The organism is Streptomyces krungchingensis (assembly GCF_054729265.1).
Genome location: NZ_JBPUKY010000002.1, coordinates 797,408 through 812,485, shown reverse-complemented (window position 1 = coordinate 812,485; position 15,078 = coordinate 797,408). Strand labels below are relative to the sequence as shown.

Genomic DNA, 15,078 nt, shown 5'->3' with positions numbered 1-15,078 from the left:
CCGCCCCGCACTCACGACGCGAGCACAGCTCGGACAGCCGCCGGACGGCTCACCGGTGCGGGCCGGCTCCTCGCGAGCCTTGTCTCCGCCGGTCAGGGCTGGTGCCTGCCGCTTCCTCGCCCTGGGCTGCCGCCTGCGGGTGGCGGGGCCGGGATACCCGGCGTACCTGCACCGCCGTGGGTGGGTGCCCTGCCGGTCTCGTCCGGCAGGCGCAGCCGCACCCCGCCTTCCCCCGCGAGGCGGAGCCCGAGGGTGCTCCAAGGGACGGACGTCTTTCGCCCCGGCGGCATCAAGGCTGGTGACGCACCCATGCCCCTGCGTCACCCTCCTTCCTCCTGGAGCCCCCATGACCCGTGACACCGCCACCCCTTCGCGTCCGACACGCCGTCGCGGCAGGTGGATGGCCGCCTTCCTGTGCGCCGCAAGCGTGGCGGGAGCCGTCCTCGGCCCCAGTGCCACGGCGCTCGCCGGGCGCCACGGCTCGACGGCCTCCGCCGTATCGGTCCGCCACACGGCGCCGACTCACCCTCGGGCCGCCGAGCGCGCCGTCCGACAGGCCGTCCGCCAGCTGACCAGGGCGGGACTGCCCGGGGCGATCGCTCTCGTCCGGGACCACGGCCGCACCGCGACCGCCGCGGCCGGCTACGCCGATGTGGCCGCCCAGCGGCCCATGGCCAGCTCCGACCATCTGCGCATCGGCAGCAACACGAAGGTGTTCACCGCCACCGTGGTGCTGCAGCTGGTGGCCGAGCACCGGCTGAGACTGGACGACACCGTGCGGCATCTGTTGCCCGGCATCATCCACGGCGGCGACCGCATCACCGTGCGCCAGCTGCTCAACCACACCAGCGGGCTCCCCGCCTTCGAACAGGACCCGGCCTCGATGGCTCCCTACCTGCGGGGGGACGCCGGATACTACTGGGCGCCGCGCAAGCTGGTGGCCCTGGCGAACAGCCATGCACGGCTGTTCGCACCCGGCACGAAGTTCTCCTACTCCAACACCAACTACTTCTTGCTCGGGCTGATCATCGAAAAGGTCACCCACCACTCCTACGAGCAGGAACTCAACCGCCGCATCATCACCCCTCTCGGACTGCATGACACCCGGCTCCCCATCCGTACTCTGAAGATCCAAAACCCGGCCGCGCACGGATACATGCTGGGCCGGCCAGGCCACGCACCTCGGGACATCACCTTCGGCATCAGCCCCTCCACCACCTGGGCGGCAGGCGCGCTGACCTCGACCGTCAACGACCTGGCCCGCTTCGACAAGGCCTTGCTCACCGGCAGGCTCCTGCCCAAGGCTCAGCTGGCGGAGATGACCAAGGCCGGCCCCTTCACGGTGGATCCGGCCGATCGGACCAAGGGTTACGGTCTCGGCCTGGAGAAGCTGACGCTGTGCGGCGTCACCATGTGGGGTCACACCGGGAATGTCCTGGGCACCCAGACCAATGCCTTCACCAGCGCCGACGGCTCCCGTCAGCTGGTGCTGGCCACCAACGCCGACCCGGACACGTGGAGCGCCGGCCAGATCTCCGCCTGGCTCACCGCCTCACGCACGACCCTTTGCGTCCCGTAGGGCGCTCGGCTCGAAGAGCCGGATCGGCCCCTTCTCGCAGGAGAGGCTGCGCGGCGGCCGGGCCGTGGCGTCGGCACCATCCCCCCGCCGCAGCCGCAGCCGCAGCCGCAAGGACGATGCACCCCAGGTGCCCCGGCCCGCATCGGGTCGGGGCACCTCGCCGTGAAAGACCGGGCGGACGGCCGGGGATGAGAGCGGCGCTGTCTCCTCCCTGCGGCGGAGGGAGGAAACCGCCCGTGAGACAGAGGAAAGGCCCGCCGGGCGAAACCACGATGGAGACCGAAGCCGGACGGGCCGCAAGGGGCCCGCCCGCACGTCGAAAGGGCGCAGCATGCCTCACAGTTCATCGACCGGCGACCGCGTTCGGCCCGTCACCCGGCGTCGCACGCTCGCCGTGATCGGGGCGGCACTGGCCGCCGGCACGGTGGTGGCGACCGGTGCGGGGGTCCAGGCCTTCACCGGCGATCCCTCCCCGGCGCACAAGACCCACTCGAGGCAACCGGTGATGCGGACGCTGACGCCGCAGGTCCGTGCTCAGCTCGACCGCGCCGTCCAGCACGTCCTGAGGACCACGCACACGCCCGGCGTGACGGTGGGCCTGTGGGCGCCGGGCAAGGGCAGCTACGTCAGGGCTTTCGGCACCGCCGACAAGGCGACGAAGCAGCCGATGTCCCCCGGGTTCAACATGCGCATCGGCAGCGTCACCAAGACCTTCACGGTCACCGCGCTGCTGCGCCTGGTCGACCAGAGGCAGGTGAGCCTGGACGATCCGATCTCCAAGTACGTTCGCGGCGTCCCGAACGGCCGTCACATCACGCTGCGTCACCTCGCCGAGATGCGCAGCGGCCTGTTCAACGCCCTGAACGACGAGGACTTCGCCAAGACCTTCCTGGTCGACACCAGCCGCACATTCACCGACAAGGAGCTGCTGGCCTACGCCTTCAAGCACCCGGTCGCCTTCCCCGCGGGCAGCCAGTACCAGTACAGCAACACCAACACCATCCTCTTGTCGATGGTCGTGGAAAAGGTGACCGGGCAGCCCTTCGACCGCTACCTGACCCGGCATGTGCTCAAGCCGGCCCACCTGAAGCACACCTTCATGCCCAAGGGCGCCGAATTCCCCGCCCCTCACGCCCACGGGTACACCGACCAGGCGTCGAACGACGGCTCCGTCACGGACGCGACGAACTGGGCTCCGCCGGGCGGCGCGTCGGGGGTGATGATCTCCGACCTGCACGATCTGCGGTCCTGGGCGTCCACCCTTGCCGAGGGGACCCTGCTGTCCAGGGCGACCCAGACCGAACGGCTGAAGATGCTGCCGACGGGCCGGGACGGCCTGCGTTACGGCCTCGGAATATTCGACAACCACGGGTGGATCGGGCACAACGGCTCGCTGCCCGGCTATCAGACGGTGATGGTCCATCTGCCCAAGGCGAAGGCCACGCTCGTGGTGCACACCACCAGCGACATCAACGTCAAGGGCAAGTCGCTGACCACGAAGTTCGCCAAGGCGGTCACCGACATCGTGACGCCGAAGAACGTCTACGACATCCCCACCTCCTAGCCGGTGTCTCACGGCCTCCGGTGATGTGCCCGGCCCGCGACGGCGGGCCCGGGCACACCCTTGATCGTCACGCCGGATCGGGCTCCACGGCGCGAGTGCCGTCGACGCCGTCCGCCCGGGGACCGAGGTGCCCCGGCGGGGCCGAAGGCAACCACCCGAGCCACCGCCCGCGGATCCGGTTGGGGTCCTGCGACGAATGCGACGTGCCCATCTGGTGCTCAGCGACGAAGACGGCCGAGGTGTGCCGGCTGGATGCTCCTCCGCATCCCTCACCGCCACGGTGTGCTGCTGGAGGCTTCTCATGAGACTGCACGGATCCAAGACGGCGACGTTGTGTGTGATCGCGCTCGCCGCCACGGCCTGCGCCACAGGGGCCTCGGGCCCGGGCGCCGGGAAACAGGGCGCCTATGTCCGCAACGGCACCTTCACGTCGACCCTGTCGCAGGACCCGGGCAAGCTCGACCCGTACCACACCGTTGTCGCCGCGGCCAACAACCTCCTGTCCTTCGCCTATGACCCGCTGGTCACCCTGGACGACAAGGGAAACCCGATCCCAGGCATCACGACCAAGTGGGATGTCACCCCCTCATCGGTCACCCTGACCCTCCGCAAGGGCGTCACGTGCTCCGACGGCTCAGCGGTGACCCCGAGCGTCGTCAGCAAGGACCTGGACTATCTCAAGGACCCCAAGGCCTCCTCGCCGCTGCTCGGCATCGTGCTGCCGGGCCCGGACTTCACCACCAAGGCCGACGACTCCGCGGGCACCGTCACGATCACCACCGGCAAACCGGACGGCCTGCTGCTCCAGTCACTGGCCGCCTTCTACGTGGTGTGCGGCAGCGGCACGGCCGACCCCACCGCACTCTCCAGGACCACCAGTGGATCGGGTCCGTACAAGCTCACCGAGGCCGTCCCCGGGGACCACTACACGCTGGTCCGCCGCGACGAGTACACCTGGGGGCCCGGCGGCGCGAGGATCGATGTGCCCGGAGCCCCGCAGAAGATCGTCCTGAAGATCGTCAACAATGACACCACCGCGGCCAACCTCCTCACCAGTGGCACCCTCAACGGCGCCATCGTCAACGGCCCCGACCGGGAGCGGCTGGCGGGCAGCATGAAGGAGTACCGCTTCGAGGACGGCGGGACGTTGGCGGTGTTCAACCAACACCCGGGTCATCCCGGTGCCGACGTCGTGGTCCGCAAGGCGCTCACACAGGCCCTGGACCGCAAACAGATCGCGGATGTGCTCACCGACCGGCAGGGCAAGGTCGGTAACACCACGATGGGTGTGCCGCCGCAGATCTGCGACGACTCCGACGCCGCGGCGGGCATCCCCGCGTCGGACCAGGCGGCGGCCGCGGCCGCGCTGGACGAGGCGGGCTGGCGCGAGGGCGCCGACGGGATCAGGTCGAAGGGCGGCAAGCGCCTGAGACTGACCGCGATGTACTCCTCCGACCGTCCGAACGCGTCGGCGGGCATGGAGCTGTTCTCGGCCGCGTGGAAGAAGCTCGGAGTCGACGTCAAGGTGAAGAGCCTGAACTCGGCCGCCTTCCTCAAGGCGGTCTTCCAGAGTGACAACTGGGACGTCGCTCCGGAGATCAATCTGGCCACCCAGCTGCCGTCACAGAGCGTCAGCTTCTTCTCGGGCCCCGGCGCCCCCGAGGGATCCAACTTCGCGGGCATCCACAACACCGCCTACGAGCGGTTGGTCGCCCAGGCGGTGCAGACCCCCGGCCGGCCCGGCTGCCGGCTGTGGACCGAGGCCGAGAAGGCGCTCTTCGCCCGAGCCGACGTCGTGCCGATCGCCCAGCGGTACGTCAGCTACTTCGGGCGTGGCGCGACGTTCGAGATCTCCGGCGAGATGCCGCTCCCGACCAGCATCCGGCTGCGCGCCAACTGAGGAGACATCACCCCATGGCTCAGCCATCCCCGGGCCCCGTGACGGTCCCGCGCGACGGTTCCCGGGCATGCGTCGCAGGCGCGGGGCGCCAGGGGGAGGACGTCCGGCGGTCCTCCCCCTGGACAGGGTTCTTGATCCGACGGGCGGTACGCCTGGCGATCTCGCTCTTCGTGGTCGTCACGGCCTCGTTCCTGCTCGTCCACCTCGTCCCCGGGGATCCGGTGCGCGCCGCTCTGGGCGCCACGGCCGACCCCGCTGTGGTGGCGGCCCGCCGAGCCGAACTCGGCCTGGACGAGCCCTTGCTGACGCAGTACCTGAACTACCTGGGGGGCGTCTTCAGCGGACACCTCGGTACCTCGCTCACGAGCGGCGATCCGGTGTCGTCGGTCATCTCCACCCGGCTGCCGGCGACCGCGGAGCTGGCAGGACTGGCGTTCCTGCTCACCGCGCTGGTTGCCGTCCCGGTCGGCATGTGGGTGGCCGTGGCGACGCACGGCGGGCGCCGCCGCGGCACCGATCTCGCCTTCACCAGCGTGACCGGGATCTGCACCACCGTCCCCGACTTCCTGATCGGCGTGGGCCTGGTCTTCGTCTTCGCGGTGACCCTCCCTTGGCTGCCACCCGCCGGCGCCGACACACCCGCCTCCTACCTTCTGCCCGCGCTCGCTCTGGCACTCGGTCCCAGCTGCCAGCTCGCCCGCATCATCCGCACCGAGACCACCCGTGTCCTCGGTCAGGACCACCTGCGGGTCGCCCGCAGCAAGCGCCTCCCCGCACGCCTGCTCTACCTGCGCCACGCTCTGCCCAATGTCCTCACCGCGGGGCTCACCGTCGGCGGCATCCTGTTCGCCTCGCTGGTCGGTGGCAGCGTCCTGGTCGAGAACGTCTTCGCCTGGCCAGGGCTCGGCAGCACCGTGGTGGGCGCGATCGTCGCCCAGGACTACCCGCTGGTGCAGGCGATCGTCCTGCTCCTGGGGGCAGTGGTGCTGGTGGTCAACGTCATCGTCGATCTGGCCCTCGGTCTGCTCGACCCCCGCTCGACCCTCACGAGGAGCTGAGGAACGGTGACCAAGCAAAGCAGCCGGTACGTCTCCCGGATCGGTCCCACAGGGATGATGGGCGCACTCGGCCTGCTTCTCCTGCTCTTCCTTGCGGCCTGTGGCCCCGTGATCTGGGGCGCCGACGCCTCGCACCTGGATGTAGCCGCGGCCCAGCAGGGACCCTCCGCGCGGCACCTGCTCGGCACCGACAGTCTGGGCCGGGACATGTTCGCCCGTGTGATGTCGGCGGCCCGTCTTTCCCTGATCCTCGCGGTACTGGCGACCGCCCTGGGTTCGGCGGCCGGCGTGCTGCTCGGCGCGTTCCCCACCGTCCTCGGCCGCCGCGGCCGCCGGGCGTGGGAGTCGGCGATGAACACCGCGATCGCGTTCCCCGCACTGCTGTTGGCGTTGTGCGTCGCGACCGTGGCCGGTGTCGGGGCGAAAGGGGCGGTTCTGGCCCTCGGTATCGCGACCGCACCGAATTACGCGCGCCTGACCTACACCCTCGCCTCGTCGGTGTCCGGTTCGGACTACGTCTCCGCCGCACGGCTGCTCGGCGTGTCCCGGTCACGCCTGATGCTGCGTCATGTCCTGCCCAATATCGCGGAACCGCTGATCGTGACCACGACCCTGCAGGTCGGTGGCATGCTCATCGCCCTGTCCGGGCTGAGCTTCCTCGGGCTGGGCGTCCAGCCGCCCTCCTACGACTGGGGCCGACTGCTCAGCGAGAACCTCAACCGCATCTACACCGCCCCCGCCGCGGCCCTCGGGCCCGGCGTCGCCATCGTCGTCGCCGGCCTGGTCTTCAATGCCCTCGGCGAGACCGCGGCGGCCCTCGTCCGCGACGACGCGGCCGCCTCCGCCCGGGACGCCCGTCCGCGCCGGTTCGGTGGGGCACGGCGCCGCACCGCCGCGCGCCCGCCGCAGGCGGGGACTGCCGGGCAGAAGACGGCCGTGCCCGGGGCCGATGCCGACGCGTACGCCCTGCGCGTGCACGACCTCGATGTCATCTTTCCCGGCCCGGCGGGGCCGGTGCACACCGTCCGGAGTGTCACCCTGGACGTCCGGCGCGGTGAGGCGGTCGGCATCGTCGGCGAGTCGGGCAGCGGCAAGACGCTCACGGCCATGGCGATCGCCGGGCTCGTGCCGGAGCCGGGCCAGGTCACCGCCTGCCGGATCGAGATCGCCGGACGGGCCCCCGGGACATTGCGCGCACTCGAGCGGCGCAGGCTGCTGGGTTCGACGACCGCCGTGGTCTTCCAGGACCCGCTGAGCTCGTTCAACCCCGCACTGAGGATGGGACGTCAGCTCACCGAGGCCAGCGAGGTCCATCTCGGTCTGCCGCACGCGGAGGCGGCACGGCTCGCACAGGACCGGCTGAACCAGGTACGTGTGCCCAGCCCCGCCATCAGGATGGCCCAGTACCCGCACGAGTTGTCCGGCGGCATGCGACAGCGCGCCATGATCGCCATGGGGCTGATGGGGAGACCCGAACTGATCATCGCCGACGAGCCGACCACCGCGCTCGACGTGACTGTGCAGGAACAGATCGTGCGACTCCTGGGCAGGATCAACGAGGACACCGGAGCGGCGGTCCTGATGATCTCGCACGACATCTCGGTCGTGACCGCGCTGTGCCGGCGGGTGGTGGTGATGTACGCGGGCCGGATCGTCGAGGACACCGGCGTCGGCTCGCTGCTCGACGGCCCTGCCCATCCCTACACCGAGGCGCTCCTGGCGGCCGTGCCCCACATGGGCAGCGACCGGGATCAGCCGCTGGCCACCATCCCCGGTCGGCCCCCGCGGTCCCTCGACCTGCCGCCCGGCTGCGCCTTCGCACCGCGCTGCCGGTTCGCGTCGGACCAGTGCCGCCGTGAGCAGCCGCCGTTGGAGTTCCGGGACGGGCGGCGGGTCGCCTGCTGGCATCCGCGTCCTCCGTCTCCGGCGGACCGTACCGATACGACTACCACCAAGGCGGGACCGGCATGACCGGATTGCGGATCGAGGGACTGACGGTACGGTTCGGGCGGGGTCGCCGAGCCATGACGGCGGTCGACGGCGTAAGTCTCACCGTGCCCCCGGGAAAGATCGTCAGCCTGGTGGGTGAGTCGGGCTCGGGCAAGTCGACCGTCGCCCGCGCCGTCGTGGGACTCGTTCCCGTCACCGCGGGCCAAGTCCTGCTGGACGACGAGGACATCGCCTCGGACGCGGCCCGCCGACGACGGATCCAGATGGTCTTCCAGGACCCGTACGCCTCGCTCAATCCGCGGATGACGGTCGGGGCGGCGCTGGACGAGGCTCTGCGGGCCCGCGCCGGTACGTACCCGACGCGCGAGCAGCGCGGCCAGGAGCTCGGCAGGCTGCTGGATCTGGTCGCGCTGTCCCCGGAGCACGCGGATGTACTCCCCAGGCGCCTGTCCGGGGGCCAGCGGCAGCGGGTGGCGCTCGCGCGGTCGCTCGCGGCGCGCCCCGACGTCATCATCGCCGACGAGATCACCAGTGCCCTCGACGTCTCCGTGCAGGGCGCGGTACTCAACCTCGTCCGCGACATCCAGGCCCACTCCGGCACCTCGATGCTGTTCATCTCGCACAACCTCGAAGTGGTCCGGTACGTCAGCGACTTCATCGCCGTGATGTACCTGGGCCGCATCGTGGAGGCCGCGCCCAGGGAGGAGCTCCTCGCCCGGCCCCGCCACCCCTACACACGGGCCCTGCTGGCAGCCGTGCCCCGGCTGGGCCGGTCCTGGCACGAGATCGACGCACCGTCCGGGGACCTGGACGCCCCCGATCCTCATCACCCTCCCCAGGGCTGCCGTTTCCACCCCCGCTGCGCCGTCGGGCCGCGCGCGGACGCCTCCCGTTCGGTGTGCCTGACCCTGGACCCACAGCTCGGCGCCGCCGGGCGGCCCCACCGGGCCGCCTGCCACTTCGCCGAAGAACCCGACCGCCCGTCGAACGGTGGGCGCGCCTTGCCCGCCGCGCTGGCCACCACCGATGAATTGACCGCTACGAAGGAGCAACGTTGACACTGGACCAGGCAGAACTGGGACGACGACTCGAAGAGCTCGCACGTGAGTACCGCGTGCCCGGCGCATCCCTGGCCGTCCACGCGGGTGGCCGGACCGTTCTCGCGGCGACGGGCGTGCTCAACCGGGGTACGGGAGTGGAGGCCACGACCGACTCGCTGTTCCAGATCGGTTCCATCACCAAGACGCTGACCACCACCCTTGTGATGCAACTGGTGGACGAGGGGCTGCTCGATCTCGACGAGCCGGTGGTGAAGGTGCTGCCGGAGTTCAAGGTGGCCGACCCGAACGTGACCGCGTCGGTGACGACGCGCCACCTGCTCACCCACACCAGCGGCATCCAGGGCGACGTCTTCACGGACGTCGGCCGCGGGGACGACGTGCTGGAGCGGTTCGTCGCCCGGTGCGCGGATCTCGGCCAGTCGCACCCCATCGGTGCCACCCAGTCGTACTGCAACACCGGCTTCGGCGTCGCCGGCCGGGTCATCGAGGTGCTCACCGGCAAACTGTGGGACACCGCCCTGCGCGAGCGTCTCCTCGCTCCCCTGGGCATGGACCGCACCTTCACCCTGCCCGAGGACGTGCTGCGCTTCCGGGCGGCGATGGGGCACCTTCCGGTGCCGGACGGCGGAGCCGACGACTGGCCGCGACCCGCGCCGCGCTGGGACGTCCCACGCTCGGCCGGACCGGCGGGCATCGTCGTCGGCACCGCCGAGGACCTCGTCGCCTTCGCGCGAATGCACCTCGCCGACGGCACGGCCACGGACGGCACCCGTGTGCTGTCGGCCGCTTCCGCACGCATGATGCGCGAGCCGCAGGTGGCGGTACCGGACCGCTGGACCATCGCCGACCACTGGGGTCTGGGCTGGTTCCTGCCGACCTGGGAGGGTCGTGCCCTGTACGGGCACGACGGCGGCACCATCGGCCAGAGCGCCTTCCTGCGTGTCCTCCCCGACCGGGACGTCGTCATCGTCCTGCTCACCAACGGCGGACGCACCCGTGAACTCTTCCGGGCGGTCGCGAACGAGGTGCTCCCCGAGACCGCCGGCCTGCGCGTGCCCGAGCCGCCGCAGCCACCCGCGGCGCCCATCCCTGTGGATCTCGCCGACTGGTACGGGAGCTACGAGCGGCACCACGTACGCATGGACCTCGCTCCGGGCGAGGACGGCACGCCGGAACTCACCGTGACCGTCACCGAGGGACTGGCCGGCCTCGATGAGCCACCGCACCGACTGCCGCTGACCGCCGTCGATCCGGACGCCGGCCTCTTCGTCACCCGGGAACAGGACTTCGCCGCGTGGACGCCCGTCGTTCTCCACACCCTGGGCGACGGCTCCCGCTACATCCACTTCGGTGGTCGCGCCACGCCGAGGACCGGATGAGCGCGCAGCTCCTGTGCCGGTTCCCGAGCCCGAGTCGGACAGTTGCTCAGCCGCTGCCGAGCAGCCGTCCGATGAGCGCCGTCAGGAGCGCCGACCGCTGCGGCATCGCGGACAGGTCGGCGTACTCGCCCGGGGCGTGGGCATGATCCCCGACCGCGCCCAGCCCGTCCAGGGTGGGCACCCCGAGCCCGGCGGTGAAGTTGCCGTCCGAGCCGCCGCCGACCGCGACACCGCGCAGGGGGGCCAGCCCCAGCGCCCGGGCTTCCTGCGCGGCCGCGGCGAACAGGTCCGCCGAATGCGAGGCCTCCAGCGCGTACCGGTTGACGCCACCGTCCAGTTCCAGGGCGGCGCCGGCGACCACGGGCTCCAGATCGCGCAGATCGGCGTCCACCCGTGCCAGCTCGGCCGCCGTCCATGCCCGCACGTCCACCCGCACCGAGGCCTGCTCGGGAACCGTGTTCATGGAGGAGCCGCCCGACAGCACGGTCGGAGTCACACTGGTGCCTGCGGTGGAGTCGCCCAGCGCGGCGATGCGCAGCACCTGGTGCGCGACCTCCACGGTCGCGTTGATGCCCTTCTCCGGCTCGAGTCCCGCGTGCGCCGCCCGCCCGCGGACGTCCAGCCGGTAGGTGCCGATGCCCTTGCGTGCGGTCTTCAGCGCCCCGGCCGCGCTCGGTTCCGGCACGAGCACGGCCCGGCAGCCGCGGGCGGTGTCCTCGATCAGCTTCCGCGAGGACGGGGCGCCGATCTCCTCGTCGCTGGTGAGCAGGACGGCCACGCCGTCCGACGACGGCAGCAGCCGCAGGGCCGCGAACATCTGCACGATGCCGGCCTTCATGTCGAAGACACCGGGGCCGGTCGCCAGATCACCGTCCACCGTGAACGGCCATCCGGCGAGCGTGCCGGTCGGCCACACCGTGTCGAAGTGGCCCAGTACCAGCACGTCGCCGGTACCCGAACCCGGCCACAGCAGATGAGGCCGGCCCCCCAGCTCCAGCCGCCTGGGCGCGCTTCCCAGCGCCTGCGTGCCGAGTTCCGCGACCAGGTCTGCACACGAGTGCAGGGCCGGCAGATCCGAGGAGAAGGACTCCTGCTCCACCAACCCGGCCAGCTCCGCCCGCATCCGTGGCGCCTGTGACGCGGCAGCGGCGAGCAATGAGGCATGCTTCATCCCGCCACCGCCGCTCCGGCGGCTCGCTCGCCATGGCCCGCACGCAGCACGCGACCTCGTCGCTCACCGGTGAACTCCCCGGAGTCCACCACGACATCCCCCGCCAGCACCACGTACGGGATGCCCGTCGGCCTGACGTCGGGCACGGCGTAGGTGCCGTCATGGCCGACCGTCTCCGGGTCGATGACGCAGAGGTCGGCGATGGCACCGGGCCCCACCCAACCCCGTGCGGCGAGACCGAACTGGGCGGCGGTCGCCGAGGTCGCCTTGCGGACCGCCTCCGGCCAGTCCATCACTGCCTCTTCCCGCACGTAGCGGCCGAGGAAGCGGGGGAAGCAGCCCCAGGTGCGCGGATGATCCAGCCCGGTGGGCATGCCATTGTCCGAACCGATGCCGATGAGCGGATCGGCCATCATCGTCCGCATGTCCGACTCGGCCATCATGGTCGGCACGATCATCGCGTTCACATCGGCCGTGATCAGCGAGCAGAGAGCCTCCCACGCGTCGCCCCCACCACTGGCCTCTTCCAGGGTCCGACCGGCGACTCCGGTGTCTCTGTGACGGTTGATCAGTACGTCGGCGGGCGTCACCTGGCGCCAGAGCCCCGCCGCCATCGCCCGTGCCGGGTCCTCGGCCCTGGCGCGCAGCCGAGCCCGCTCGGCGGGGTCTGCCATCCGGGCCAGCAGCGCCTCGGCGCCTCCGGCGAGCGCCTCGGGGGGCAGCATCGCGTGGAGCATGGTGCCTCCGGCGAGGTACGGGTACAGGTCGCCGCGGACGTCCACGCCGCCTACCCGTGCCGCGCGCAGCTTCCCCAGCAGCATCGAGGACTTGCCGTGGTTGGGCCGGCCGGCCGCCTTGCAGTGGGAGATCTGCACCGGGATGCGTGCTCGCCGGCCGATCTCGATCGCCTCGTCCAGGGCGGCCTCAAGAGCGTCGCTCTCGTCCCGCATATGGGTCGCGTACGGGCGTCCCCACCGGTGGGCGACCTTGCCCAGTGCCACCAGTTCCTCGATGTCGGCATACGCCCCCGGTGTGTAGATCAGACCGGTGGAGAAGCCGACGGCTCCCGCGGCGAATGCCTCGTCCGCCAGCGTGCACATGGCTGCCAGCGCCTCGGGGGCCAGCTGCCGCCGCATACCGTTGGCGGTCAGCCGCAGCGTGTGGTGCCCGACCATCACGGCCAGGTGGTTCGTGGGGCCGGCGGCCTCGATGTCGTCGAGGTACGCGCCGAAGGAGCGCGCCGTGTACGCGGCCCCGGCGGCGAGGTCGCCGAACAACGCCTGGGCCTCCTGCGCGGCCGCGTCGTCCATCGGGGCGGCGGAGTAGCCGCAGTTCCCGGCGATCTCGGTCGTCACACCCTGGAGCAGCTTGAAGGGCTGTGGATCGGACATCATCGGGACCATGTCCGAGTGGCTGTGGGGGTCGATGAACCCCGGCGCGACAGCCATCCCCGCAACGTCGATCTCTCGCCGGGCGGGCCCCAGGTCGCGGCCGACCGCCATCACCCGGTCGCCCGTCACGGCGACGTCCGCCCGCACTCCAGGGGAACCCAGGCCGTCGTGGACGGTGCCCCCGCGCAACTTCAGCTCGTACACGCCATGTCTCCTCACTGTGGTTGCCTGCGCAGGCAGTCTCGTCGCAGGCCCGCACCCTCACCTCGTCCTCCGCGACCAATCCGGTGCGTCGATCATGTGCCCCCGCACATGTCCCCGCCGGGGGCGGCGTGCGATCGTAAGCGGCATTGGAAGGACGGAACGTGACAATTCCTTACGCACATCCCTCCCTTGCGCGGATAGTCGACCTGCTCGGGACATCCGCCGCCCGCCTGCTCGCCGCGCCGGCGGGGTGTGACAACCCGGTGACCGGGCACAGCGTCCTGGACGTCACCGAGGAGGAGGGGCCGGCCCACCGAGGGGCGATCCTGCTGGCCGTCGGTATGCGTCCCGACGCCGCGGCCCTCCTCGACGCGCTGCCCGCGCTCGGCCGGGCAGGCGCCGCGGCGATCGCTCTCAAGACCCGCGGGGCGGACACCGGCCCGTTGGTGGAGGCCGCCACCGCCGCGGGAGTCGCTGTGCTCGCCGTCGCCGACGTCATCCCCTGGCGGCACGTCGACGCGCTGCTGGCCGCCGCCGCGGGCAACTCCGGGCAGGACGCGCCGGGATTTCCCTCGGCCGCCGCGGTCGGCGACCTGTTCGCCCTGGCCAACGCCGTGGCGGCGACGGTGGGCGGCGCCATCACCGTCGAGGACCCCCAGCAGCGAGTCCTCGCCTACTCCAACCTCCCCGGCCAGCCGATCGACGACGCACGCCGCGACACCATCCTCGGGCGCCAGGTACCCCTGGACGACCACTACATGCGGATCTACCGGCGGCTGTGGCGCGCCCCGGGTGCCATCCGGATCGGCGACGCCTCGCCACTGGCCCGTCTCGCGGTGGCGGTCCGGGCGGGTTCCGAACTCCTCGGCTCCATCTGGGCGGTGGAGTCCGGCACCCCGTTCTCTCCCGAGGCCGAGCGGGCACTCGCGGAAGCCGCCGGGGTGGCCGCGCTCCATCTGCTCAGACTGCGCCGCGCCACGGAGCTGGAACGCCGGGCCCGCGGCGAACTGCTCCGCTCCCTGCTCGCCGGCAAGACCCCCTCCGCGGTCCGGTTCGGCACCGAATCCGGCCGGATGAGCGTGCTCGCCCTCGAACTGCCTTCCTCCTCCGGCACTCCGGCCAACGTCCTCGGGCTGCAGGTCGCAGACCTGGTGACCGCCTGCGCCGAGACGTTGACCTCCGCCGCCTCCTGTGTGGTCGAGGGGCAGGTCGTCTACGCCCTGCTCCCCCTTCCGGAGGACGTGCCGCAGGCACGGGTGGCGTCATTGGCGGAGACCGTCATCACCCGCTCCGAGGAATCGCTGCACACCCGGCTGCGGGCCGGCATCGGATCCGCGGTGGCGGACTTCGCGGACGTACCGCGCTCCCGCCAAGAGGCGGACCGAGTCCTGGCGGTGCTCGCCGCCGAAACACACCGCGCCCACGTCGCTTCCATAGAGGACGTGCGCTGCCAGGCGATCCTGCTGGAACTCGAAGAGACCATCGCCGACAACCCGCGGATCCAACTCGCCTCCGTCACCGCCATGCTGAACCACGATGCCGAGAAGGGGACCCGGTACGCGGAGACCCTCCTCGCGTACCTAGACGCCTTCGGTGACACCACCGTCGCGGCGGACCGCCTGCACATCCACCAGAACACCTTCCGGTACCGCATACGCCGAGTCGGGGAGCTGTTCGGCGTGGACCTGGGGAACGCGGACGAACGCCTCGTGCTCTGGCTGCAGTTGCGGCTGATGGTCGCCGAGGGAAGAGCGGCACCGACCACCGCCGCAGGCCTCCACGTCGTCGGCCCCCACCAAGTCCCCGGCCGGGATTGATCTG

10 protein-coding genes are annotated in these 15,078 nt (G+C 71.3%); 8 read left to right on the top strand and 2 right to left on the bottom strand.

Annotation, left to right across the window (positions count from 1 at the left end):
• Positions 1–346: 346 nt before the first annotated feature.
• From ACSYGO_RS44345 to ACSYGO_RS44315, 7 genes are all read left to right on the top strand, one after another.
• Positions 347–1,579, top strand: a complete 1,233-nt coding sequence (locus tag ACSYGO_RS44345; RefSeq protein ID WP_460390201.1) for a serine hydrolase domain-containing protein — start codon at positions 347–349, stop codon at positions 1,577–1,579.
• 331 nt (positions 1,580–1,910) lie between these two features.
• Complete coding sequence (locus ACSYGO_RS44340) at positions 1,911–3,143, top strand: serine hydrolase domain-containing protein (RefSeq protein ID WP_426674938.1); 1,233 nt, start codon at positions 1,911–1,913, stop codon at positions 3,141–3,143.
• Positions 3,144–3,444: 301 nt separating this feature from the next.
• Positions 3,445–5,043 carry an ABC transporter substrate-binding protein gene (locus ACSYGO_RS44335; protein WP_426674939.1) on the top strand — a complete coding sequence of 533 codons (1,599 nt, stop codon included), beginning with the start codon at positions 3,445–3,447 and terminating at the stop codon, positions 5,041–5,043.
• A 131-nt stretch (positions 5,044–5,174) separates the two neighbouring features.
• A complete protein-coding gene (locus tag ACSYGO_RS44330) occupies positions 5,175–6,101 on the top strand; it encodes an ABC transporter permease (protein WP_426674940.1) in 927 nt (308 codons plus the stop codon).
• Positions 6,102–6,107: 6 nt separating this feature from the next.
• Complete coding sequence (locus ACSYGO_RS44325; protein ID WP_460390200.1) at positions 6,108–8,072, top strand: dipeptide/oligopeptide/nickel ABC transporter permease/ATP-binding protein; 1,965 nt, start codon at positions 6,108–6,110, stop codon at positions 8,070–8,072.
• On the top strand, positions 8,069–9,109 hold the full coding sequence (locus ACSYGO_RS44320) for an ABC transporter ATP-binding protein (protein WP_460390199.1): 1,041 nt from the start codon (positions 8,069–8,071) through the stop codon (positions 9,107–9,109). Before ACSYGO_RS44325 ends, ACSYGO_RS44320 begins: the two co-directional genes overlap by 4 nt.
• Positions 9,106–10,491: a serine hydrolase domain-containing protein gene (locus ACSYGO_RS44315; RefSeq protein ID WP_460390198.1), complete on the top strand. Its 1,386-nt coding sequence runs from the start codon at positions 9,106–9,108 to the stop codon at positions 10,489–10,491. Before ACSYGO_RS44320 ends, ACSYGO_RS44315 begins: the two co-directional genes overlap by 4 nt.
• Before the next feature lie 46 nt (positions 10,492–10,537).
• Here the strand turns inward: ACSYGO_RS44315 and ACSYGO_RS44310 are convergent, their stop codons facing one another.
• Together ACSYGO_RS44310 and ACSYGO_RS44305 are read right to left on the bottom strand one after the other, a co-directional pair.
• Entirely contained in the window at positions 10,538–11,662 is a 1,125-nt protein-coding gene (locus ACSYGO_RS44310) for a M20 family metallopeptidase (RefSeq protein ID WP_460390197.1), read from the bottom strand.
• Positions 11,659–13,257, bottom strand: coding sequence for an N-acyl-D-amino-acid deacylase family protein (locus tag ACSYGO_RS44305; protein WP_460390196.1), 1,599 nt, complete (start codon positions 13,255–13,257; stop codon positions 11,659–11,661). Before ACSYGO_RS44305 ends, ACSYGO_RS44310 begins: the two co-directional genes overlap by 4 nt.
• A gap of 161 nt (positions 13,258–13,418) precedes the next feature.
• Here ACSYGO_RS44305 and ACSYGO_RS44300 point away from each other — a divergent pair, with 161 nt between their 5' ends.
• On the top strand, positions 13,419–15,074 hold the full coding sequence (locus tag ACSYGO_RS44300; RefSeq protein ID WP_460390195.1) for a PucR family transcriptional regulator: 1,656 nt from the start codon (positions 13,419–13,421) through the stop codon (positions 15,072–15,074).
• The last annotated feature ends 4 nt before the right edge of the window (positions 15,075–15,078 follow it).